The following is a 24549-nucleotide window of genomic DNA, read 5'->3' on the forward strand; positions in this document are numbered from 1 at the left end:
ATCCACCGGCCTTGCTTAACACCAGTTCTACTGCCCTGACACCGTCTTGCCGGCCCGCTTACAGGAAATCAGCATCCCGGCGACAGCCAGGCCGGCACCGACAAACAGCGCCGCCTGATACCCGTCCATAAAAGCGGCCGCCTGCTGCGCCGGTGTTGGCTGGCTAAGCCCGCTCAGGCTGACCATACGCTGGTGCTCCAAAATAGCTACCGCCAAAGCGGTGCCACAGACCATGCCAAAATTGCGCGCCAGGGCATTGATGCCGCCGGCCACCCCCAACTGCCGGGGCTCGACAGCACTCATCACACTATTATTATTAGGAGACTGAAACAAACCGTTACCCAAACCCATAAGTGCCTGGGAAGCTAAAATCAACCACAAACCCGAACCAGCCTGCAGATTTGCCGTAATCACCAACCCCGCTGCCAGCACTCCCAGACCTGAGGTGGTTAACGCCACCGGGCCGACCTTGTCCGACAACATGCCGCTGAGCGGGGCAACCACCGCCATAACCAAAGGAAAGGCCGACATAATAAGGCCAATCTTGCCCGGCGAAAAAGCCATTATATCATGCAGAAAATACGGTACCAGCAAACTGCTGCTGAACATGGCCATGAAGGAGAGCAGTCCTGCCAAATTGCCTGTGGAAAAATCCCGGTTCTTAAATATCGATAATTCCAGCATTGGCTGCGCTACACGCTTTTCATACCGGATAAACAGCACAAACAGGACCAGGGAAAACAGGATACAGCCAAGTGTCATCAGCGAAAGCCAACCCCACTCGGTGCCATTATTCAGGGCCAGCAGCAAGCTGGCCATGCCTGCCGCAAACAGGGCGGCACCTAAATAATCGATCGTCTCCTGCCGCCGCTCCCGGTCAACAGGCAAAATCAGCCGTGCTCCGGCATAACCGAGCACACCTACGGGAATATTGACAAAGAATATAGCATGCCAGTCAAAAGCTTCCACCAGCAGGCCGCCTAAGCCCGGTCCGCACAGGCTGCCCAACGCCACGATAGTGCCAATCATTCCCAGCACCTTTCCCCGTTCGTTGGGCGGAAAAAAACTGGTGACAATGGCCATGGCATTAGCCATTAACACAGAGGCACCAATGGCCTGCAGCACGCGAAAGGCGGTCAGCATCCCAATGGAACTGGCTGTCCCGCATAATAATGAGGCTGCCGTAAAGCCGGCAAAACCATAGCCAAACAGTTTACTGCGCCCCAGTACATCACCCAGCCGTCCCATCAGCGGCAAGAGGCTGGTAATCACCAGCAAATACGCAGTTACCACCCACTGGGCTGTGGCAATATTGCTATGTAACGCGGTGGTAATGGGCGGCAAAGCCACATTAACAATCGATGCAGTCAGGGTGGACATGAACGTTCCGGTGCCAACAACACCAAAAATCAGCCATTTATAATAGCTATAACCTTGCAGCCTTTCTTGCACGCGGCTACTCCTCTCATTATCGGTATACAGACCTGTCAAATTACCCAGACAAGACAAAACCACTTGCTAAATAGTATACCATCGTCCTATACTATTTTAGCAGACCTGAAACACAATGTTAAGGTACTGAAGAAGCGAACGCGAGGTAAACAGCCATGAGCAATCATCCTGATTTTCTCCATGAACAACAGCATTTATCCGAAACCATCAAAAACATGCAGCAGATTATTAAAGATCTGGAAAACGATATGGACAACCGGGTGCACCAAATTAACAAGTCACTGTCCACCAAAGATGAAGTCAGCGCCTATGTCCACTCCCTCATGAAGAGCGACCATGCACGTAAAGCTGCCGATATCGCCCAGGCACTGGACTGTCCCTATTTTGGCCGGGTGGATTTCCGGGAAGACGGGGCCGGGACTTTTGATCAGTATTACATCGGCCGGACAAAAGTGGCTAAACTGGATATTGAAAGTGTCCGGGATATCCTGGTGTTCGACTGGCGCGATCCGGTATCCACTATTTTCTACGAAGCCCAGGACGGACGCGCCAGCTATGAAGTGCTGGGCCGCTACACCTACACCGGTGATGTCAGCCTCAAACGCCAGTATAAGATTGAAGACCGGCAGCTTATCTCCATGTCGGAGGACAACATTCTAAGCAAAATCATGTCCCGGCAGCAAGAATCGCTGATTGCCGACCCGTTTCTGCTTGAACGGCTATTGCAGGGTGCCGGCGACCGCCTGAAAGATATTGTTACCTCCATCCGGTCAGAACAAAACCAGATTATCCGCGAACCGCTAAATCAAGTCACCATCATTCAGGGGGTAGCTGGCTCAGGCAAAACCACCATCGGCCTGCACCGTTTGTCCTACCTGTTGTACAATGAAAAGCTCAACCCGGCAAAACTGGTCATTGTGGCTCCCAATAAAATCTTTTTAGACTATATTTCCGACCTGCTGCCTGAAATTGATGCCCAGGATGTCAACCAGACAACGTTTCCCGACATGGCGGCCGCCATTATGCAGCTTGCTCCGGTTATCAGCCACACAGCGCCTAACAGCAAAGAGCTTGCCGCCGCAGCCAGGTGGAAAGGCACACCGGAATTTATCAAGGTAATGAACATATTTTTGGAAAAACGGTTAGAAAAATTTTGCCTAAAACTGAAAGCGCTGAGCCTGTTTGACAATCAGCTCACCATTACCAGGGAACAGCAGCTGGAAAAAGTTCTGGAAGGCGCTTCTGTTCCCTATAACGAGCGGCTGCAATCCCTGCAAAAATATATTCGCTTCCGGCTAAAAAACTTTGTGGAAGTCTATGAAGCACGCTATAAACGGGGCGAAGCACACGCCGACGAAAAAACGGCAGCCCGTTATGCTGCCGAAAGTGAAGCATTTGATAAAAAGCATTTTACCAAATGGCCGTTTCTGGAATTATTACCGGCTTATGCCGAACTTATGCAGGACAAAGCCGCCTGGCGCAAGGTAAAACCGCCTGGCGTTAACGTCGATATACTGACAGCCCACACCCTGGCAAACCTTGAGTCCGGCCAGGTCGACCGCGACGATCTGGCACCGCTATGTTATCTCAAATACCTGCTGGACGGCTTCAACCATGTGGAACGGTTTGACCATATTGCCATTGACGAAGGCCAGGACATCAACCTGTTGGAGTACCTCATCCTCTTACGCCTTTCCCGCAATACCTCCTTTACCATCATGGGCGACATGTCCCAGGCCATCCATACCGACCGGGGACTTACCAGTTGGCAGTCACTTTTAAAAGAGGTATTTGCCGAAGCCAAATGCCGCTACTATGAAGTCAATTTCAGCTATCGTTCAGCCAAAGAAATTGTCGATTTGTTCAACAAGGTCATGCCTGCCGACCGCTCTAAGGCCATTCCGGTCTATGAGATCGGCCGGCAGCCGGTTATTGAAGAGGCCCCCACCGCCCTGACCGCCCTGCAGCGAACCATCCAGACCATTGAAGAATTTCAAAGCCTGGGCTGTAAATCTATCGGCATCCTGACCAAAGCAGAAGCCGACAGCCACAAACTCTACGAGGGGCTGCAAGCCGCCGCTGCCCAGCTTGCCAATCTCCATCTGATTACCAGCAGCGAGTTGAGCTACCATGGCGGCATCACCGTCGCCCCCATACTGCTGGCTAAGGGACTGGAGTTTGACGGTGTTATTATCTGGAATGCTTCTGACAGGAAATTCACCGCCGATTACCAGGATGCCAAGCTGCTCTATGTCGCCATGTCCCGGGCCATGTATTACCTGCATATCTTCCATCAGGGCAGGCTTACTCCCTTGCTGAAAGGCTAAATTATACCCATGACAAGATCGCGTAAGAAAATTAAAAAAACTTAACATTTTGCTTGCTCTCGGCCATTTTTTATGCTATTCTATAAAAAACTTAACATAGGAACACGTGATGATAGGGAAAGTAGCAAAACTGTCTTACCCACCAGAGAGCCGGCTAGGGTGAAAACCGGCGGAAGACAATTTTGGGAAAGCCACCCTTGAGCTGTGGGCTGAAACTTAGTAAGCTTTACCGTACCTGGCGTTAACAGGATCAAGTGAGCCGTATGGCTAATTTAGGTGGTACCGCGGGAACAATAATCTCGTCCTTTTCAAGGACGGGATTTTTTTATTTCACAAATCATAAATTAGGAGGATTTACTGTGAGAGAATTATTGGAGCTTTTAGAAAAAGACTGTGCCCAGCCGGTGGAACAATTAGCAGCCATCCTCAACCGTTCAAAAGAAGAGGTAGCTTCACAAATTAAACAGCTGGAAGAAGAAAAAATCATTGTCAAGTACCATCCCATCATCAATTGGGAAAAAGCCGGTGTCGACAAAGTAACCGCCATGATTGAGGTTAAAATCACTCCCCAGCGGGAAGTGGGCTTTAACGCCATTGCCGAGCGCATCTACCGGTTTCCCGAGGTTACCAGCCTGTATCTCATGTCCGGCGGCTATGACCTCAGTGTAATGGTAGAAGGAAAATCACTGAAAGAAGTCGCCAAGTTTGTAGCCACCAAATTATCCACCATTGACGGTGTTCTCAGCACCGCCACCCACTTTATGCTCAAACCTTACAAATATGCCGGTGTTATTATTGATGACCGTGAAGAAGACCATCGATTGGTGGTGTCACCATGAGCTGGGCTGAACGAATCTCGCCTACCGTTAAAGCCATCCCGCCCTCAGGCATCAGACGGTTCTTTGACATTGCCGCCGAAATGAAAGGCGTCGTTTCCCTGGGTGTCGGCGAGCCTGACTTTGTCACTCCCTGGCATATCAGAGAAAGCTGCGTCCACGGCCTGCACAAGGGATATACCGCTTACACCTCCAACTATGGCCTGTTGGAGCTTAGAGAAGAAATTACCCGCACTATATATGATACCTATAAGGTTAGCTATGACCCCCGCAAAGAAGCGCTGGTTACTGTCGGCGTCAGCGAAGCGCTTGATTTAGCCATTCGGGCCATCCTCAGCCCGGGGGATGAAGTCCTCATTCCTGAACCCTGCTATGTTTCCTACAAGGCTTGTGTCCTGCTGGCCGGCGGCACCCCTGTGCCTGTACCGACAAGCATGGAGCATGAATTCCGCGTTACCGTAGAGCAGCTGGAAAAGCTGGTTTCCCCCCGCACCAAAGCCCTCCTGATCGGTTATCCCAACAACCCGACAGGAGCCATTATGCCCAAACAGGAACTGAGTGCCATTGCCCAATTTGCCAAAAAGCATGACCTAATTGTCATCTCAGACGAAATCTATGCCGACCTGACCTATGAGGGCACCCATACCTGTTTTGCCGGTTTGCCTGATATGCGTGACCGCACAATTCTGTTAAACGGCTTTTCCAAAGCCTATGCCATGACCGGCTGGCGCATCGGTTATGCGCTGTCCAATCCTGATTTTATTGCCGCCATGAACAAAATCCACCAGTATACCATGCTCTGCGCCCCCATCACCGCCCAGCTTGCCGCCGTCGAAGCTCTCCGGAACGGCAAAATCAATATGGAAAAAATGGTGGCCGAGTATAACTGCCGCCGTCAACTGATGGTCGACGGTCTGCGCAGCCTGGGGTTAAGCTGCTTTGAGCCCAAAGGCGCCTTCTATATCTTTCCTTCCATCAAAGAAACCGGCTTAGGCTCACTGCAATTTGCCGAAGAGCTCCTAAAAGCGGAAAAAGTCGCCGTAGTCCCCGGTGATGCCTTTGGTGAAAGCGGTGAAGGCTTTGTCCGCTGCTCCTATGCTTCCTCCATCAGCAACCTGACCACAGCCTTGGAACGAATCGGCCGGTTTGTGAAGCAGCGGCTGTAATACTGAGACGAAGAGTACTGATTTTTAACGGAATATTGCCCGGCTTTTCTCCTGCGGAACGCTTTTCCCGGCAATGGCCGGAGGGTCACGGGAGTTACCAGGGTATGGTAAAATTATAAAGAAAACACGGCTTTGCGCCGAGCCTTTGGCGACAGCACAAGTCGATGCTGCCCTTATCCTGCTTTTAAGAAAGTTATACTTTCTGTTAGGACTAAAAAGGCGAGATTGCAGACATTAGTCTGCAATCTCGCCTTTTATTTGGTTACTCACGGCTGATATCCTGATAACACCTAAACCCGGCCAGTGCCGTCGCCTGAGTCACCGCGCGCAGCACAGCCTGTTCCACCGCTCTTGCCGCCAGTACGCCGATGGCATTCATATCGGCAGCCACCTGCCCGGTGCCGATGGCAAATATCGTATCACCGTCAAACAGGGTGTGGGCCGGACGAATGGTTCTGGCATAGCCATTGTGCGCCATTGACGCCACCTTGGTCGCTTGCGCCTTGGTCAGGACGGCATTGGTGACAACCGCACCAATGGTGGTATTGCCGGCAAAACGGCTGCCTGTTTGCTCCGCGTTGGCCAACATGCCGTCCTCGCAGCGCAAAAAGGCAAACGGTTCTTGTTGAAACGCTCCGGCCACGATACTGCCGTCAGCCGGATTAACCACATCGCCCAGACAGTTAACGGCGACAATCGCCCCCACCATCAGCTCACCGGCAGTCAGACAGGCGGCACCGATCCCGCCCTTCATCGCATGCTCCAGGCCAAACACCTTGCCAACAGTGGCTCCCGCCCCGGCTCCCACCGAGCCTTCACTCAAAGCCTGAGTGCCGGCAGCCAGACAGGCCGCATACCCCATCGCCTTGTCCGGGCGGACCAGATAGCTGCCGCAGGTTAGATCAAACAACACCGCACCGGCGACAATCGGCACTTTGGTTACACCGACATCAAAACCAATACCTTGTTCTTCCAGATACTGCATAACTCCGGCCGCCGCATCCAGGCCGAAGGCACTGCCGCCTGCCAGCAATACCGCATGCACCTTATCCACATAATTTACCGGGTTTAAGAGGTCGGTCTCACGGGTACCGGGTGCGCCGCCACGCACATCCACCCCGCCGGTTGCGCCCTCAGGGCAAAGGATGACCGTGCAGCCGGTAGGGGCTGCCAGGTCATGGGCATGCCCGATTTTGATGCCAGGAATATCGGTTAGCTTTACCATGCTGTTACCGCCTTTGCTTTGCTTTACTACCCGTCTGGGCGTATATCACATGTTCCAGTAAAAGAGCCGCCGTAATGCCGACAACAAAGCCGTTGGTGACCAGCGGCCTGACAACTGCGGGAATAGCGGTGGTCACCTGGGCGGGCAAAAAAGCCGCCAGGGTGCCAAGCATCAGCGACAAGCCTACAATCATACCGGTCTCAAACCCTGACGTCTCCAAATCTTTGCCCAATACCAGCATCCCTGCCGCAACCTGCGAACACATAATGAAACATAAGAGACTGCCGATTACAACCGGCGGCACATAAGAGAAAACACTGATAATGGCCGGTATAAAAGCGACAATAATGAGCGCGCCCGCAGCCACCGCCAGAGGGAAACGGGAAGCGCAGCCGGTAGCAAGCATAATGCCGCTGCTGAGCGAATAGTTAACCGGACCAATAACTCCCAGTAAGCCGGCAAGCGCATTTCCCAGCCCGGTCACAAACAAGCCGTCATTACTGCGTTTGGCAGCATCAGTAACCCCCAGTAAGCCGGCAATACTTTGAATTGAGCCCAGGTCATTGGCTGTCAGTGCCAAAAAACAAAAGAGAAAAGAGATAAAAACCACAGAGTCAAATTGAAAACCGGCAACAGCCAACTGCCAGCCACCGGCCGCTGCCGGCGTCGGCGCTGTCTGCGGCCAGGCACCGGCAACCAGGGTGTAATACGCCAGGCTGCCAACCAGCAGCGCCCAGGCTACCAAAGTCGATTTTAAGATATCAGGCAATAGTCGCTGACCTAACAACAGCAGCAGAATCATAATCATGGCAAAGGCCAGCTGGGTAAATGGGTTATCCGACCCTGCCGTAATTAGATTAAGAATTGTCGGCAGCAGGGTAAAAGCAATCAGCAGCAACACAATCCCGACAATCCGCACCGTAAACAACCGGCTTAGGCGATGCAGCAGCTTAAACCAGCTCAAGCCGGCCAATACCAAGCCACATAACGCCATAGAGAAATAAGCCGCTCCACCGGTGGTGGCCTGGGTTGCCACAATGCCGCTCAACAGCACGGCAGCCGGACCCACAATCAGCGGCAGCCGGTGTCCTCGCAGCACTTGCACCAGCATAATCAGGCCTGTGAGAAAAAATAGTTTTTGCAGATACCGTAGCTGCCCGGCAGCGGAATCACCGTCAGCAATGCCGCCTGCAATGGCCCCAAGGATAATAATGCAGGGAACCGTGACCAAAAACCACTGCAAGCCATACACAGCCGTTTCGGCAGGTGGCAGATGGTCATCCAGCAGATACTTAAATTTTACAGTTTCCAAGGTTATCCTCCCCGTCTATGTTTCCCGGTTTGTTTGTTATTATCTTCTCCATTTGTTAACATTTCCCTGCTCTGCCTGCTTTCACCGTTTGCATAGCGGCCGCCTGTGCCGGGCTTTGTATTGAAAGAAAAGAATCCGGAACCTTAAGCGCAAGGTTCCGGATGCCGGCTCTCAATCCATTTATCTCAGCATTGCCGTTGTTGCGGCAATCTCCTGGCATTTGGCAGTTACCTGCTGCACAGTTGCTGAGATATTGGTAATTTCATTATTGACGGTTTCCATCTTCTGTTCCAAATCATCGGAAATACTGATGATTTTAGCCACCTGCTGCCTGATATCGCCTTCACTGCTTTTAGTCGAGGTAACCACCGTTTTGGTTCTGTCCGCCAGTACGCCAACCTCGTTAGCCACAACGGCAAAGCCTTTGCCCTGCTCACCAGCCCGCGCCGCTTCAATTCTGGCATTCAGCGACAAAAGATTAGTCTGACCGGCGATACCCACAATTTCGTCTGATGCTTGAGTGAATTCAGTCAGTTTGGTTTCCACTTCATAGACACTGTCTCTCAGCTCGGTGGCTGTTTTGAAGATATAATGCACTTCCCCGCTGATGTTCTCAATACTCTTGGCATTTTCACTGCTGCCCAGCGAAACTTCATTGATGGCGTCAAGGATATCCTTTACCCGCTCACGGAGTTCCTGACCGGAACGTTCACGCTCTTCCGCCAGGGTCTTGGTCTTAACCAGCATGTCCTGAACTTCCTCGGTGCTCTTCGCCAGCAGTTTTTTCTCGATTTCCACTTCTTTGCGGTTAAAGTCAATACAGTTTTCCACATGATTGATGCCTTGCTCCACAGCGGCGGCAAAATCACGGCAATTGCCAAAGCCGCAGGCATAGCAGTTGACACTGCGTGAGGCCTCGTCCGGTTTATGCAGTTTGGCAAAAACAGGCTCCAGCGCCTGCGCATTTGCCGCAGCCGTGGCAACCGACTTATTCTCATACCGGCGGACAAAATCCGTTAGCCGCAGCTCTTTGTCAAACTGCTCAAATAAAGCGTAGGCTTTCTTAAACAGCTTATGTTTGCTCTGCTCTTTTATCTTGGCTTGTTTAAGCTCATTCATTTTATAGTCGATATCATCAATAGCAATAGCCTTATTGGTGCCTGTGCCAATATTACAGCCGCACAGGCAGTTAAGCACATCGACAAGCAGCGGGACAGGCTTACCCTGCCGGTTGCGCCGGGCATATTCATCCAAATAATGATACACATGCCCCGGCCCTTCAATTTGCCGTATCCAGGCATCCTTGACATGGAATTCAACATTTTCCCTGAGACCGCCCGGCCGGCTGAAGGTCAAGCCCAAACCACAGCCTGCGTCTTCAAAGTCGGCTTCCTGATAATTAGCCAGGTTAATTCCGTTTTTCTCCAGATACTGCTCCAGTTTGGCATAAGTTACATTATAATGCACTAAGCCGTTGGTGTTTTTTTCATGAATCTCATCAATTTTACCGATACAGGGTGATAAAAATGCCAGCTTGTCTTGGACATTCTTATATTGTTTCAAGTAAACAGCCGTACACATCATGGGACTGTGAATGGGCGCCAGACTGTTTATAAGTTCAGGCCGGAATTTCTGGACATAGTTGACAATTGCCGGACAGGGCTGGGCAATCACCGAACGCAGCTGTTGTTCTCTGATGGCTTTCAGATAGGCCCAGGTGGTAATGTCGGCGCCAAAGGATACATCATAAATCACCTTGACCCCCAAGGATTTAAGATACCCAAACAAGCGTTTATAATTGCCAAAATTAAAACGCACAGCCGGTGCGGCAATGACCGAGATGCTTGTCCCTTGCTTGAGCTCGGCAAAAAAGCGCTCCGTATCGTCGGTAAAATCCCTGGCCTTATGATCACACACATCCAGGCATTCCCCACAGTGAATACAGCGTTCCTGATCCACCCTGACCTTGTTTTCCCCATTAAGTTCATAAGCGATATTGGCTTTTGTCGGACATTTGGCTATACACTTGTTGCAGCCGGCACACAGTTCTTCCCTGGTTAATAAAATGTCTTTACTCAAAACAATCACCTGCGAGTACGTTATTTTTATCACTATTGCACTGTTATTATATTACAGCAAGATTCGTAAGTCAAAGTATACATTTCTGCAAATTGCGACAATTCTTATTTTTTAGTTACCTCAAGATTGACTGATATACAATTTCTATATTTCGCCAATTTTCTCAAGGATTCTGACGAATGACCGCGAATAGAAGCATATTGAGGTGTTATGAATGACAGATATAGTAATTGCACTCCTGCAATTATTAGAGAATATCGGCGCTATGGCGGCCATCCTTTTGCTGTTTTTACATTGGTTTCCTCTGGCAATTTACCGTACAACCACCAGAATCAATTTTCCCGGGCTGCTCCTTTTTTCGCTGCTGGCCCTTATTGCCGCCATCCCTCTATTGGCGAAAGAAAGCTTTGGCGCAAACCTCAGCATGGTTGCTGTCTTGCTGACAGCTGTGCATGTCGGGCTAATTGAAGCCGCGCTGGTCGGCCTAACCACCACTGCCATTTTCCTGGCCATTGGCAGTGTCGACTGGGTTCCCTGGGCAATGGGCTCGCCCTTTTGCGGACTCATTACAGCCTGTATGCTCAAACGCTTCGGCAACCGGCTTACCTGCCGGAAGCTGGGACAGGCAGCCCTGTTTGCCTGCCTGTGTTCACTGGCCTATGTATATCTTTCTTTTCCGGCAATAAACGGCGGCACAGTCCTGAATTCCTGGGGCTATATTTTTCTGTTCATAATTATCGGCCATATCGCCGGCACAATACTATTGCACCGGCTGATTATCTATCTGCAAAGCCATCAAAGCTTTACTGAATTGCTGGCCGAAGCCGAAGTCAAATACCGCAGTTTAGTGGAAAGCTCACTGACAGGTATTTATGTTATTCAAGGCAGCAAACTGGTATATGTCAGCCAGGGCTTTACTGCTATCACCGGGTACTCCCGCGCGCAGCTGCTGGCCATCACCAACGTATATGACTATATCCACCCGGATGACAGGGCGTCAGTGCATAAAATTATCCACCAAAAACTAACCAATCAGACGGCGCCTGTCACCTATGAGCTCAGATTATTGTCACAGGCAGGCGGCCTCCGCTATGTAAAGGTCCAGAGCAGTTACTTTGAAATCGGCGGCAAGCCGGCCATCATTGGCACAATGACCGACATCAACGAATGCAAGCAGGCTCAGCAGGCATTGTGTGAAAGCCAGGAGTTATTCCGCTACCTGGCCAACCATATCCCCTTCATGGTGTGGATGGAGGACCGGGAAAGCCGCTGCGTGTTTGTCAATAAACAGTGGCAGGAATATACCGGCCTGACCTGGGAAGAAGGCAGCGATATCTCCTGGGACTGCCGCCTTCATCCCCAGGAGAAGCACCCCGACAAACCGCTTAACCGGGAAAAATTTGACTATGAATGCCGGATGCTGCGCCATGACGGCGAATACCGCTGGGTTCAGCTTATCGGTATCCCCCGGCAGACCCCGGATGGCTCCTTTGCCGGGTATATTGGCTGCTGCCTGGATATTCACGACAGCAAGGAAGCCGATAAGGCATTGCAGCGCTCCTACCGGCGGCTGGAAAAAAACATCGAAGAGCAAACCCGCCAGTTGGCTAATGCAAATGCTACACTGGCTCAGGAAATATTTACGAGAAGAGCTGTGGAAAAGCGTTACCGTCAATTGTTTGACAGTGTGCAGGATTCCATTTTTGTTTGGAAAATCACTCCCCAGGGCCTGCCCGGACGAATTATCGAAGTAAATGATATTGCCTGCCGCCGGCTGGGCTATAGCCGCGATGAACTCTTATCCTTGTCGATGCTGGATACCATGTCAGGCCAGGGAAAGGCTGCTGCCACCTCACACATGGAGAAATTACTGACCTCACGGCAGGCTATTTTTGAATTTGATCATTTAACCAAGGACCAAAGACCCATCCCCTCGGAGGTGAATGCGCACATATTTGCCCTTAACGAGGAGCTTGTCGGGCTCTGCATTTCCCGCGACATCTCTGACCGGAAAGAGGCTGAGGCTGAACTCTCGGCTGCCAGAAACAGAATCAGCCGGACCGAAAAACTGGCCTTTTTAGGCAATATGGCGGCAGGCATTGCCCATGAAATTAATCAGCCGCTCAATTCCATCAAAGTAACTGCCGACAGTATCTTAATGTGGTACAAGGAAGGGCAGACCTACCAGGTGGAAGAGTTCCTGGAAGATGTGCAGACCATCTCCGAACAGTCGGCCAGAATCGCCAATATCATCAATTATATCCGCGACCTCATCCGCACCAGCCAGCAAAGCACCAATCAAAGTTTCAGCCTCACCGGCGCCATCACCAATGCAGTCAAAATGACCTTTTCCCAAGCAGGCGCGGCCGATATATCCCTGACGCTGAAGCTTGCCGAAGATCCGCTGGAAATGTACGGCTCACTGGCACATATGGAGCATGTTTTTCTCAATCTGATAAGTAATGCCATCGACGCCCTGACCGGTTTAGAGCAACCGGTAAAAGAGATTGAAATCGAAACACTGCTGCACGATAAAATCATTGTGCAGATTTCCGATAATGGCACAGGCATTACTGAAGAACTGCGCAAAAGAATATTCACCCCGTTTTTTTCAACCAAAAACAATGGAATGGGGCTGGGACTGGCTATTGTCAAATCGGTGGTTACCTCTCACGGCGGCCAGATAACCATTATGAATAATGAGCGCGGCGGGGCCACCTTCCGGCTGGCCTTTCCCCTGATTGAAGCATCGGATAACCTAAAAGAGGAGGATGCCTGTTGAATATCCTGTTAGTAGACGACGATACCGGCAGCCGTACGTCGGTCGGCAAATTCCTGCGCCGGCATGGACATGAAATAACCGAGTGCAGCAATGGGGAGGAAGCGCTGGCTGCCTTTTTAGCCGGAAGCTTCCCTATGATTTTAACAGATATCAGAATGCCTGCCATGTCCGGCATCGATTTGCTTAAACATATTAAAGATATGCCCTGCGGCACCTATACCGACATTGTATTGTTTACCGGCCATGGTTCTATGGAGTCTGCCATTGAAGCCCTGCGCATGGGCGCCTTCGACTACCTGCTGAAGCCTATCAATATTCAGGAGCTATCCATTATTATCGAAAAGGTAGCCGAACATCAGGGCTTATTGCGCGAAAACCGGCGCCTCACCGACCACTTCGATCAGGAGGTGCAAGCCGCCACCCTGGAAACCACCAAAGAGAATTCCCGGTTGCGCATGCTGGCAGCCAAAGCTGAAGGAATTGGCGAAATTGGCCTCTTTGGTACCGTTATGCAGAATATCTACGCCCAGGCCCTCATGTATCACCGCGACCGGTCTATCCCGGTTTTAATCCAGGGCGAGACAGGTACAGGCAAAGAAATGATTGCCAAACTCATCCACTATGCTGAGTTCGAGGAGGCTGCCGCCCCCTTTGTGGACATTAATTGCGCGGCTTTGACCCCAAGTTTGTTTGAGAGTGAACTATTTGGTTATGAGGCAGGTTCTTTTACCGGCAGCCTTACCAAGGGCCAGAAGGGCAAGCTGGATTTAGCGGCAGGCGGTACGTTATTTCTGGATGAAATTGGTGAAATGCCGCTGGAAATGCAGGCCAAACTCCTGCGGGTACTGCAGGAAAAAGAGTACTACCGCGTGGGCGGCTTGAAAAAAATCAAATCCGATGTGCGCATCGTATGCGCTACTAACCGCAACCTGTCCCAGGCTGTCGCAGCAGGCACCTTTCGCCGCGACCTGTACTACCGCCTGAATGTAGGGCAAATCTTTATCCCCCCTCTCAGAGAACAAAGCAATAGCATTGTGCCGCTTGCCGAAATGTTTCTCCATCGTTTTGCCAAGCAAAAGGGTAAGTGCTTCCGCTCTGTGAGCAGCGAAGCCGTCCAGATTTTGCTTCACCATTCCTGGCCGGGAAATATCCGTGAACTGCAGAATGTCGTCGAATGGTCGGTCTTTATGTTTGATGATACAGAACTCAGGGCCAAACATCTAAAGATAACAGCCAGCAACGAACCGCTTCGTTCCGGCCCCCAGACCAATACCCTTATACCGGATGCCCCGGTCTCCCTCCCATCCAGGCCGTTTAAACTGGATGATTATGTGGACCAGATCATTGTCGCGGCTCTCGAAATGCACAATGGCAACAAATCGGCTGCCGCCTCCTATCTGGGTCTGTCCCGCCGGTCGCTCTCCTACCGGCTGGAAAAATTAATGCAAGATAATTAAACGAGTCCTATTCCGCGCCGGAATAGGACTCGTTTAATATTTTTATCCTAACAGAAAGTATAACTTTCTTAAAGCCGTGTTTTCTTTATTTACCGGAGATTAACCGGACAGCTTATCTGCAATCTTAGCTTTGACTGTTGCTAAGCCCACTCTGGCCACCACTTTGCTGAGCCGCTCACCTTTGTCTGCCAGTTCCTGATAAGCGGCCAAAATGGCTTCCAGGTACGGTATGACTTCTTCTTCTGCCACAAAAGTGGCGATACATTCGCCTGTATTGGTGTAGCGGCCGCCTTTACCGCCGATATATATATGGTAGCCAACTTGTGTATAGGCCAACGCCTGCTTCGGGCAGGTGGCAACACAAACACCGCAGCTCAGGCAGGTATCCAAATCAATGGCTAAACCATCGTCATCAAGGGTCATGGCTGCCGCCGGACAGCGCTTTACGCAAGCGCCGCATTTTACACACAGTTCCTGATCAATTACCGGCTCAGCCGCGCCTCTAAAGCCGATGTCATGTGCTTGCGGCTTGGTACAGGCATTGGCACAGCCACTGACGGCAAGTTTAGTTTTAGCCGGCAGGTCTTTGCCAACATATTGCCGGTCTAATTGGTCGGAGAGCGCCCGCGTATTCACTAAGCCATAGGGACAAGTAGCGGTGCCGGGGCAAGCCACCACCGGCCGCACGCGCAGCCCGCAAACCGCGGGAAGCAGCCCGGCGTCCAGGATAGCCTGGCGCGCCTCTTCAAACCTTTCTTCTTTTACACCGGGAATCTCAATTCCCTGCCTGATGGTCACATGGGCTTCGCCTGTGCCAAATCGCTCAGCCAGTTCAGCCATCTTGCGCAAATCTGCTGCCGTGAGATTACCGCTTCGATTGCGCAGCCGCATAAGCAGCAAGCCTTGCTGACGCTGAGGAATAAATCCGTAACGTTTATAATCCGGTTTTGTTGCCATTGTCTAAACCTCTCTCCCAAGAAATATTACGCCATAACGGTGCTATCGCACCGGTGGCGGCTTCCAACTATACCCGCTGTCCGGGCCTATTTGGGCAAATAGCCTTTGGCGACAGAATCCTCAATGATTTGCTCGACAAGCAAGCCTAATTCTGCCGCAATTTCCCTGGTTTGCCGGTTGCGTTCCCTGACTTGGTCGGCGTTGATGCCATTTTCCAGCCAGGATTTTCCGCCTGTATGATAGTGCAGCAATAACGGCTGCAATCTGTCCAGAGCGTCGGCCATACGTGCCTCCGGACTTTGCTTTTGTTCAAACTCATCCCATAAGGCCCGCAATTCCTGGCTCTGGCCGGCAGGCAAAAGCCCAAACAGCCTGTCGGCTGCCGCTTGTTCCCTGGCGGCTTTATCCAGCCCGGCCTGTTGATCATAGCAATAGGTATCGCCGGCATCAATTTCCACAATATCATGAATAAGTACCATTTTGATAATCTTCAGCACATCAATCCGGCAGGAGGTAACATGCTCTGCCAGCAGCATGGCCATCATGGCCAAATGCCACGAATGTTCGGCATCGGTTTCGGGTCGTTCACTGCCAATGACCAGGTTTTTGCGGTAAATGTTTTTTAGTTTATCTACCTCGACGATAAACTTAATTTGCTGTTCCAGCCGTTCACTAAGCCTGACAGCTACCAATTGTTTCCGCATTATGATATACTGTAATCCGTCCCGTTCATATGCTTCAGCAGTTTTTTCCAACCCAAATTTTTGGTAAAACGCCGTCTTATCCAGCCTGGCGTTGCACCATATAGCCGTGGCACCGCCGGCCTCGGCCGCGCAAATAACATGCTGCAGCAAAGTTGTGCCATACCCTTGCCCCTGATATGCCTGGTCTGTGGCAAATTTGCGGAATTGAATCTCACCCTGCTTCGCAAAGGTTGAAACCACCGCTATCAGGCGGCCGCCGTCATACAAACCATAGTGTGTTCCCGCATTGTCGTCCGGTAATTGTACACAGGAAATATCTTTATCAGGCCACAAAACTTTTTGCCGCAACTCCCACGTCTGCTTGGCGGTAACAATTTTTATTTCCATAATAAATGCTGCACCTCATTCCCTATACCCTATTTTAGCACTGCGGCCGGGTGTATACAACCGGTTGCAAACTGTCGATACTAAAGAAAAAATGGCTTGTACCAAGCCGCTGGTGAAGGTACAGGCCGCAGTGAAAATAAAGGAGGCTATACATATTGGAAAAATTTAAAGAGTTAGGTATTAGTGATACAATCATTCGCGCTCTTAGTGATATGGGCTTCGAAGAGCCGACCCCCATACAGGCCCAGGCCATTCCCACATTATTATCCGGCAAGGATTTAGTCGGACAAGCCCAAACCGGTACAGGCAAAACGGCTGCCTTTGGTATCCCGTTACTGGAAAATATTAAAACCGCTTCCGGCGCCATCTATGGAATTATCCTGGCGCCTACCCGTGAACTGGCCATTCAGGTAGCTGAAGAAATGAACAAGCTGGGCCAGTTCTCCAACATTAACACCCTGCCCATCTATGGCGGCCAGGATATTCAACGCCAAATTAAAGCCCTGCAGCGCAAGCCGCAAATTATTGTAGCAACCCCCGGCCGGTTGATGGACCACATGGAGCGCCGCACCATTAAGCTGACCGATGTGAGAATGGTGGTGCTGGACGAAGCCGATGAAATGCTCAACATGGGCTTTATTGAGGACATTGAGAAAATCTTAAGCGCCACCCCGGATTCCCGTCAGACTCTGCTCTTTTCCGCAACTATGCCCAGACAAATACAAAATCTGGCGCAAAAATTCCTGAAAGAGCCTGCTCTCATCAGCGTTAAAGCCAAAGAAGTCACTGTGCCGCTCATCGAGCAGTATTATATGGAGTTGCAGGACAGGCAGAAGTTTGATGTGCTTTGCCGGCTCCTGGATATCCAGTCCCCTGAACTTGCCATTGTTTTCGGCCGCACCAAACGCCGGGTGGACGAACTGTTTGAAGCTTTAAAGAAACGCGGCTATTCTGCCGAAGGCATTCATGGTGATCTGACTCAGCCTAAGCGGGATGCCGTCATCAGACAGTTCCGCGAAGGCACGATTGATATCCTGGTAGCTACCGACGTAGCTGCCAGGGGCCTTGATGTCAGCGGTGTTACCCATGTATATAATTTCGATATCCCGCAAGACCCGGAAAGCTATGTCCACCGGGTAGGCCGTACAGGCCGGGCAGGTCAAACCGGCTCAGCCATGACTTTTGTCATCCCCCGGGAGCTTGAGCACCTGCGTTCTATTGAACGGCTCACCAAGCGCAAGATTGTACGGATGCCTGTACCTACCCTGAGTGAAGCCATTGAGGGTCAGCAGCGGCTGGCTGTGGAAAAACTGCTTAATCAAATTGAAGAAGGAAACCTCGAGTCGTACCGCGGCCGGGCTGAAGACCTGCTGGCCGAAACAGATTCGGTGTCCCTGATATCGGCAGCACTCAAATTGCTCACCAAAGAACCTGACACCACGCCTATCAAAATTACGGAAGAAGCGCCCCTGCGCTCCCGTTCTTTTGGCGGCAGAAGAAAACCGCCGGAAAATAGAAAAGGCGCGCCTAGCGGCAAGCCCCGCTATAAATCGGGCGGCTTTAAAAAATAGGCAAGTACCGTTCAGTATGTGACGGTTCCATAGTTTAAGTACAATGCCTCGTATCTTTTGGCTATATTATTATCGCCAATGGATGCGAGGCATTCTTCTTCCATTATTAACTACCGTTCTTTATTCAGTAAACATGCGCACAAGGGGACGATTCAAGAACCATCCCCTTGTGTTCCAAGCAAACTGAACATCCCTGCTTTTCCGCCTGTGCCTAACTTCGATGACGTACTTCTATAATACATATTTCTTTTGCAAGTTCATTTAATTTTTCGGATATATTGACAATATGATTTTTATCTAAATTTGCATCCCACTCATCTAATAACAGTAGTTGAAGCTTTTCCCTTTTTTTTATCTCCTCTAATGAGGCTATGATCTTTTCACCAGTGGATAAGCTTTTATTGGAACTGAACTCAAAAAACATATCAGAATGAGGTGGTAAAAGGAAAGCTTTTTCGCCTAACTGTTCCTTAATTAGGGCAAGAAGCGACGATTTTCCTGTACCATTGTCTCCTCGTAACGTAATTCTTCCCGGACTATAGTCTTGAGTGATATCTTGTATGGAATTAATAGAATCAATATGAATAACCGTATTGTCTTTTTCAGCCTTAATACGATTCCATGAAATAGTGCCGGCATTTATAGGTTCTGTGATAATCAAGGCTGATTGCAATCCCTCAAGACGCGTTTTTAAAGTATTCCAACGCGATGCATAAGCTACAATTGCAGTCACATGAAAAATTGTTATAATTTGTCGTGGAAATGTAGCAATAAGCATACCTAGAAATACTTCATTACCTATATTCTGATATATTAACCACACCCAGGTACCAATTACCGGAAATAAGACCAGAAACATTGAAATTATGGTTGTCAGTTCACTAAAAAACACAGATTTCAAAGCTGAATGATTCGCGTTTCTATGTTTATCACTGAAATAATTTTTCCATAAATGGATATTTAATTGATTGCCAATTAAAATTGAGTCCCAGGCTGGTAATAATGATTGCATCATAGCTGTTCGGTCTGCTTGAGCATGTCTGGCAGATGAAGTTACCAACGGTTTTAGAATTTTAACAGAAATAGTAATTAAAGGAATGGTTACGGCATAGGCAAGTATCAACCTTTTATCAATAATAAAACCAAGAATTCCTATGTTAAATACAATATTAAAAAACGTAGTGAATACATTTATAATAAACCCAACAAATTCATTGATTACCAACCATGCCTCATTATTTAAATATGGTTGTCGTTCCTGTTTGAACTCGATATTAGTTCTTAATCCGGCTCTTCCCCTAAAAGAAACTGTAAAAATATCAACATACTTTTTAAAAGAACTAAAAATAGCTTTGCTCTGAAAGTAGACCGTTCCGGGACCTGGAATATAGATTAAACACAGCGATAATATAAATAGGACTAGCCATAATGAAATATCTTGTTTTAATATGACTGCCTGACTCAATTTGGCTATCCATAAGGTTGAAGATGCGAATATTGATTGTAGAATAAGAATGCATAGTATCATTAAATAAAAACTCTTATTAAGAAAAATAAACATAATAAATCTTTTCATTTTAAACTTGTGCTCCTAACTAAATCATTAAAAGAATCTTTCCTTTAACAATTCTGCGCGAATTAGGATATTCACCGATTCCGTCTAATTCAATATTTATTTGACTAATTGTATAATGGCGGTTTTTGCCATATCAGATTATTGGTTAATATTTTGGTATTCTGTTATAATTTCCTTCCTGAAAATTCATTTTTTGTCTTTAATTCCAAATATTTCTGTTTATTGCCGGTTTGTTTAAAATTCCGATCAGTTTAAGACGCACAAGGGAACGGTTCTCTTGTGCTTTATGCCTGGCAGACAATAGCAAAACTAATACCTGTAAGCCTTGAAATTTTCTTACTAAAATGAAAGATGCGTAATCTTCTTAAAGATAATAGCTTACATTACTGCCCTAACCCAAAGGCGGGATTGCAACCCTAACGTTGCAATCCCGCCTTTTTTTGCCCATAAAATTACCGTTTTGCGATACATTTGAATTCTAAGTTTACTATGAAACCTTAAACTTACTGACAGTTGCCTTAAGGCTTTGGGCAATGGCAGCCAGACTCTGACTTGCCATGGACATTTCCGCCATAGATGCCGATTGCTCCTCAATTGCCGCGGAAATTGTCTGTGCTTCCCCGGCAGCCGCTTTACTAAGACTGTCTATCTCCTGCACAGACGATACAATGTGCCTGCTGTCATTGACCATCAGCTGAATTGCAGCCGATATTTCCTTTACCTGGGCGGATACCTGGGTTACTAAAGCGGCAATATCCCCAAAGGTACTCCCGGCAGTCTGTACAACCGCGGTTCCAATCTTGGCCTCCTGAGTACCTTCAACCATGGCAACAACAGCTTGATTGGTATCTCCTTGAATTTCACTGATTAGTTCAGCTATCTTTTTCGCCGCATCCTGTGACTGTTCCGCCAGTTTGCGAACTTCTTCGGCAACTACGGCAAAGCCGCGGCCTTGCTCGCCGGCTCTGGCAGCCTCAATGGCGGCATTTAGCGCCAGTAAATTTGTCTGACCGGCTATCCCTGATATGGTATCAACGATCTGCCCGATTTCCTTTGAACGCTCACCAAGTTTAGTAACTACGCCGGCAGAGTTGTTAACCGTCTGTTCCAGCAGGATCATTTGACTGACAGCCTGCTCAATCGAATCGGCTCCGGCTTTGGCTTTGCCGGCAGCCTGGGCGGAGGTTGCCGCTACCTGGTCGGTGCTGCTGGCTATGTTGCGGATTTCAAGCGACAGCTGCTCCACCACCATAGCGGTACTATCGACAGCCTTAACCTGGTTTTCCGCAGCACCTGCTACCTCGGTTATAGATACTGCCACCTGATTAGCGGCTTGGGCAGACTGACTTACACTGGTAGAAAGGTCTTCACTGGAAGCCGCCAATTTGCCGGCCACCTCATGCATACTTTCAATCATGTGACAAATGGAATCCAGCATTTTATTCATTTCCTGAGCGATTGCCCCCAGTTCGTCGGCAGACCGGACACGCAACCGGGAAGTAAAGTCGCCGGTACCAATGATCTTAACTACTTCTGATAAATAGGGAATCTCTCTCAACATGTACCGCAATACAAAATACATCAAGCTTACTAAGATAATAATGGTAATGCCGAAGTAGAAAGTCATTTGCGTAAAAAATGCATTAAACTGCTGATATATTTCTTTTTTGGCTGTTACTGTAGCTATCGACCATTTGGCAACCGGCACAGGAGCATAGCCAATACATTGCTCTTCATTATCAATAACTGCCGACTGCAATCCTTTTTCACCGGCAATCATTTTTTTACCGATTACACCCAAGGCACCTTCCATCGCGGCAAGGTTTTCCTTAATCACATATTTTTCATTCGGATGATAAATAATCGTCCCATCAGGGGCTGCCAAAATGGCATACCCGGATTCCCCGATCTTATAGGATTGCATGATTCCCGGCAAAGCATCCAGGAATAAGTCAATTGCCACAATACCGGAAACATTAGGACCATCCTTTACCGGGATCATTACACTCAGAATTACCTTGCCAAATATCTGGTCCATATATGGGTCGGTATAATAAATTCCGCCTGCGGCAACAGCCGGTTTGTACCAGGGCCTCTCATGCAAATTAAAATCCGGTTTTGATAAAACATTGCCTGTGCCAACTAAAAAATTTCCCTTTTCGCTGGCTACCCAGACCATTGCGACATCTTTATCGGTCTGTTTTATGGCTTCCAGGGATTTCAGCACATCACTGTAATACGGATTGCTTACTGCCTCCTCCCGTGAATTGGCAGTTTTAAGATAATTGACAATAGCTTGGTTGGTAGTAATTCCTTTAACAAGCAAACCTTTCTCACTGAAAAACCCATTAACCAGATTAGCAACCGCTAAGCTTTGGGAAACCATGTTATCTTCAATAGTCTTACTGAAAGCTTGTTCCGTGTGTGACTTAACCAGCATGCCGGCAAATAAAAGAAAACCAGTCATGACTAAGAATAATATTAGGGCCGATTTCTTGGCAATTGTCCCCAGCATTTCCTGTTTCCACGTTCCCGTAACTTTACTACCAGACTTCATCCTGTCACTCTCCAATCCAATGCAATTAAAGTAGACTTAACTAGCAAAACTTCCTGTACATCTTGCACAGCTGCCCGGACTATTATGCCTTATAAATAAACGGCCACATGCCTGAGAATATTTCACAGGCATGCAGCCATTTATCATTAAAAATATTTGCCTGTGAGTGACAGCATGCTAATAGCATTGCTGCATTTTCTCACCCTCATGATTTTTTCATGCGTTTAAGGAGCGGCCCCGACATCCCCAGGAACAAAACCAATATTCCTGCCAGAGAAACCAGGCTGCTCGCCTGATGACCGCCAAAATACAATAACGGAAAGGCAACAAGAATTAATATCGGCAGGAATGACGCCAACTGTTGCATATACTCACCACCCAAATTGATATGATGCGAAGACAACCAGGCCAAATACCGCACAAAGCAGCAGGGCTCCCACTAAAACCTTACTGATAACTTCGCCTTCCCGGCCCAGAATCCCGGCTGCGGTTGTCCCCAGCAGAATCTTGCTGGGAGCAATAATGCTGCCAATAGAGCCGCCCACCGTCTGGGCCGCCAACAGCGGTGCCTTGTCGATCTGCAGCATCAGCGCCACCTGCTGTTGAAAACCGCCAAATAATATGTTGGAAGACAAATTACTGCTGGTCATAAAGGTGCCCAAAAGCCCGATAAAGGGAGAAAGTATCGGATAAATTCCACCGGTTACCGAGGCAACCCCCTGAGCCAGCACCGTAGTCTGGCCTGTCTCATCCATTACCTTTGACATGGCAATCAAACCAATAACGGCAATGGCGGAAGGTATGGTTTTCTTCAGCGAATTTTGGATAATGCGCTGCATGCCGCCTGTCTGGATATACCCCCACTGCAGATAGCACAGATAACCAATGATGGCCGCCAATAGCAAAAATGCTCCGGAGTGAATAAGCGGCGCCAGGGGGGCATAGGCCGAATAACTATGGGTCTCAAAGCCCAGCGAGGTTGTTTTGCCGGCAAAAGATAATGCCAGTGTCCACTGCCCGAGATAATTCTTGATACTGTCATTTAAGAGGACGACCACCGCAATAACAATCAAAAAGAAATAAGGAAGAAAGGCCTGCTGGATATTCATTTTATTGCCGGTAACAAGCTCTTCCTGCTTTTCCTCGGCCGGGTCATGCAGTTCTGCCGGCTGACGGTAATAGTCCAGTCTGCCGATAGCAAAGATTAGGCCTAATGATAAAGATACAACCACGAAGTTGCATAACATCGGATTGAGCAAAGCCAGGCCCATCTGTCCTGCCCCCTGCAGCACAGCCAGCAGGATTACGGTAACGGCATTGCGTTTCATACCGCTGTAACCACCGGCCAAAGCGGCAATTAAAAGCCCGGCAATCAGGTTAACAACACCCAGCATACCGGTGGACCATAAAATGGCCTGCTTGAACACCGCCGGATCACTCATATCCGCCTGACTGACCAGGCCATCCCAGGCGATGCCAAGCGTTCCGAAGGTATTGCCCCACGCCTGACCTAAGAGAGTGATCAGCACCGCGGTTAACGGCCTGACACCCATGCTGATCAGGAGCGGCGCTCCCACAACTACCGGTACGCCGAAACCGGTAATCCCTTGCAAAAAGCCGACAAAAATCCAGCCGACAGCCAGTACCTGCAGTACCTTATCTGGCGTAAACTGCTGCATCCCGGCCCGGATTACTGCAAAAGCGCCTGATTCCCGTGATACTTCATAAATAATTAAAGCGGGAAAGACCACTAAAATAATGGATAGGGAATACCACATTCCCTTGGCAACAGCCAAAGCAATCATATCCGCCCCGCCGCCAAAAACCAGATAGGCAGTCAGTATGGAGCACAACAGCCCTGCGGATGCCGCCTCATCACCACCCCATCTACACCGGAGCAGCAGCACTAAAAGCACCAGAATGGGCAGCAAGGCGGCAAACCATTGCATTATATTAATTGACATAATACACCAACCTTTCTCATCACCGGTTATACCTGCGGCAAAACCACCGTACATCAAGCCTGCCAGTGAATAAACAAATAGTTAATAGGCACAATGCACACCGGGCCACATATTTTCCGGCACTGGTCCCTGCCCAACCATTGATTGTATATACAAAGGGACTGCGGAAAACTTATCGCTAAGTTTCCCCCAGCCCC

General features: G+C 49.2%; 16 protein-coding genes and 1 other annotated feature. Of the genes, 6 read left to right on the plus strand and 10 right to left on the minus strand.

Annotation, left to right across the window (positions count from 1 at the left end; translation table 11 throughout):
* Nucleotides 1-27: 27 nt before the first annotated feature.
* Entirely contained in the window at nt 28-1452 is a 1425-nt protein-coding gene (locus SPSPH_RS17580; protein ID WP_075756960.1) for an MFS transporter, read from the minus strand.
* A gap of 155 nt (nt 1453-1607) precedes the next feature.
* On the opposite strand from SPSPH_RS17580, the gene SPSPH_RS17585 reads away from it, so the two are divergent.
* From SPSPH_RS17585 to SPSPH_RS17595, 3 genes are all read left to right on the plus strand, one after another.
* Nucleotides 1608-3779: a HelD family protein gene (locus SPSPH_RS17585; protein ID WP_075756959.1), complete on the plus strand. Its 2172-nt coding sequence runs from the start codon at nt 1608-1610 to the stop codon at nt 3777-3779.
* Between the two features lie 100 nt (nt 3780-3879).
* Nucleotides 3880-4089, plus strand: a binding site (T-box leader).
* A gap of 49 nt (nt 4090-4138) precedes the next feature.
* On the plus strand, nt 4139-4618 hold the full coding sequence (locus SPSPH_RS17590; protein WP_075756958.1) for an Lrp/AsnC family transcriptional regulator: 480 nt from the start codon (nt 4139-4141) through the stop codon (nt 4616-4618).
* The gene (locus tag SPSPH_RS17595; RefSeq protein WP_075756957.1) at nt 4615-5781 is read left to right on the plus strand and encodes an aminotransferase class I/II-fold pyridoxal phosphate-dependent enzyme; all 1167 of its coding nucleotides are present in this window, start codon (nt 4615-4617) and stop codon (nt 5779-5781) included. Before SPSPH_RS17590 ends, SPSPH_RS17595 begins: the two co-directional genes overlap by 4 nt.
* A gap of 262 nt (nt 5782-6043) precedes the next feature.
* On the opposite strand, the gene SPSPH_RS17600 is transcribed toward SPSPH_RS17595, so the two are convergent.
* From SPSPH_RS17600 to SPSPH_RS17610, 3 genes are all read right to left on the minus strand, one after another.
* Complete coding sequence (locus SPSPH_RS17600) at nt 6044-7006, minus strand: P1 family peptidase (RefSeq protein ID WP_075756956.1); 963 nt, start codon at nt 7004-7006, stop codon at nt 6044-6046.
* Nucleotides 7007-7010: 4 nt separating this feature from the next.
* On the minus strand, nt 7011-8318 hold the full coding sequence (locus tag SPSPH_RS17605; RefSeq protein WP_075756955.1) for a uracil-xanthine permease family protein: 1308 nt from the start codon (nt 8316-8318) through the stop codon (nt 7011-7013).
* A gap of 180 nt (nt 8319-8498) precedes the next feature.
* On the minus strand, nt 8499-10397 hold the full coding sequence (locus SPSPH_RS17610; RefSeq protein WP_075756954.1) for a [Fe-Fe] hydrogenase large subunit C-terminal domain-containing protein: 1899 nt from the start codon (nt 10395-10397) through the stop codon (nt 8499-8501).
* 214 nt (nt 10398-10611) lie between these two features.
* Here SPSPH_RS17610 and SPSPH_RS17615 point away from each other — a divergent pair, with 214 nt between their 5' ends.
* Both SPSPH_RS17615 and SPSPH_RS17620 read left to right on the plus strand, forming a co-directional pair.
* Complete coding sequence (locus SPSPH_RS17615; RefSeq protein ID WP_075756953.1) at nt 10612-13179, plus strand: PAS domain S-box protein; 2568 nt, start codon at nt 10612-10614, stop codon at nt 13177-13179.
* The gene (locus SPSPH_RS17620; RefSeq protein WP_075756952.1) at nt 13176-14636 is read left to right on the plus strand and encodes a sigma-54-dependent transcriptional regulator; all 1461 of its coding nucleotides are present in this window, start codon (nt 13176-13178) and stop codon (nt 14634-14636) included. The genes SPSPH_RS17615 and SPSPH_RS17620 overlap by 4 nt, the downstream gene beginning before the upstream one ends.
* 99 nt (nt 14637-14735) lie before the next feature.
* Here SPSPH_RS17620 and SPSPH_RS17625 read toward each other — a convergent pair whose 3' ends face one another.
* Both SPSPH_RS17625 and SPSPH_RS17630 read right to left on the minus strand, forming a co-directional pair.
* Nucleotides 14736-15593, minus strand: a complete 858-nt coding sequence (locus SPSPH_RS17625) for a 4Fe-4S dicluster domain-containing protein (protein ID WP_075756951.1) — start codon at nt 15591-15593, stop codon at nt 14736-14738.
* Nucleotides 15594-15679: 86 nt separating this feature from the next.
* Nucleotides 15680-16684 carry a GNAT family N-acetyltransferase gene (locus SPSPH_RS17630; RefSeq protein WP_083945646.1) on the minus strand — a complete coding sequence of 335 codons (1005 nt, stop codon included), beginning with the start codon at nt 16682-16684 and terminating at the stop codon, nt 15680-15682.
* Nucleotides 16685-16839: 155 nt separating this feature from the next.
* Here SPSPH_RS17630 and SPSPH_RS17635 point away from each other — a divergent pair, with 155 nt between their 5' ends.
* A complete protein-coding gene (locus SPSPH_RS17635) occupies nt 16840-18255 on the plus strand; it encodes a DEAD/DEAH box helicase (protein ID WP_269147950.1) in 1416 nt (471 codons plus the stop codon).
* Between the two features lie 211 nt (nt 18256-18466).
* Here the strand turns inward: SPSPH_RS17635 and SPSPH_RS17640 are convergent, their stop codons facing one another.
* From SPSPH_RS17640 to SPSPH_RS17655, 4 genes are all read right to left on the minus strand, one after another.
* Nucleotides 18467-19831 (minus strand): hypothetical protein, encoded by a 1365-nt coding sequence (locus SPSPH_RS17640; protein WP_075756950.1) that lies wholly within the window; start codon nt 19829-19831, stop codon nt 18467-18469.
* 487 nt (nt 19832-20318) lie between these two features.
* Nucleotides 20319-22388 (minus strand): methyl-accepting chemotaxis protein, encoded by a 2070-nt coding sequence (locus SPSPH_RS17645; RefSeq protein WP_075756949.1) that lies wholly within the window; start codon nt 22386-22388, stop codon nt 20319-20321.
* Between the two features lie 205 nt (nt 22389-22593).
* Nucleotides 22594-22755: a hypothetical protein gene (locus tag SPSPH_RS17650; protein ID WP_158027100.1), complete on the minus strand. Its 162-nt coding sequence runs from the start codon at nt 22753-22755 to the stop codon at nt 22594-22596.
* Between the two features lie 4 nt (nt 22756-22759).
* Nucleotides 22760-24352 carry an L-lactate permease gene (locus SPSPH_RS17655; protein WP_075757233.1) on the minus strand — a complete coding sequence of 531 codons (1593 nt, stop codon included), beginning with the start codon at nt 24350-24352 and terminating at the stop codon, nt 22760-22762.
* Between the last annotated feature and the right edge of the window lie 197 nt (nt 24353-24549).

This window comes from Sporomusa sphaeroides DSM 2875 (assembly GCF_001941975.2).
Classification (GTDB): domain Bacteria; phylum Bacillota; class Negativicutes; order Sporomusales; family Sporomusaceae; genus Sporomusa; species Sporomusa sphaeroides.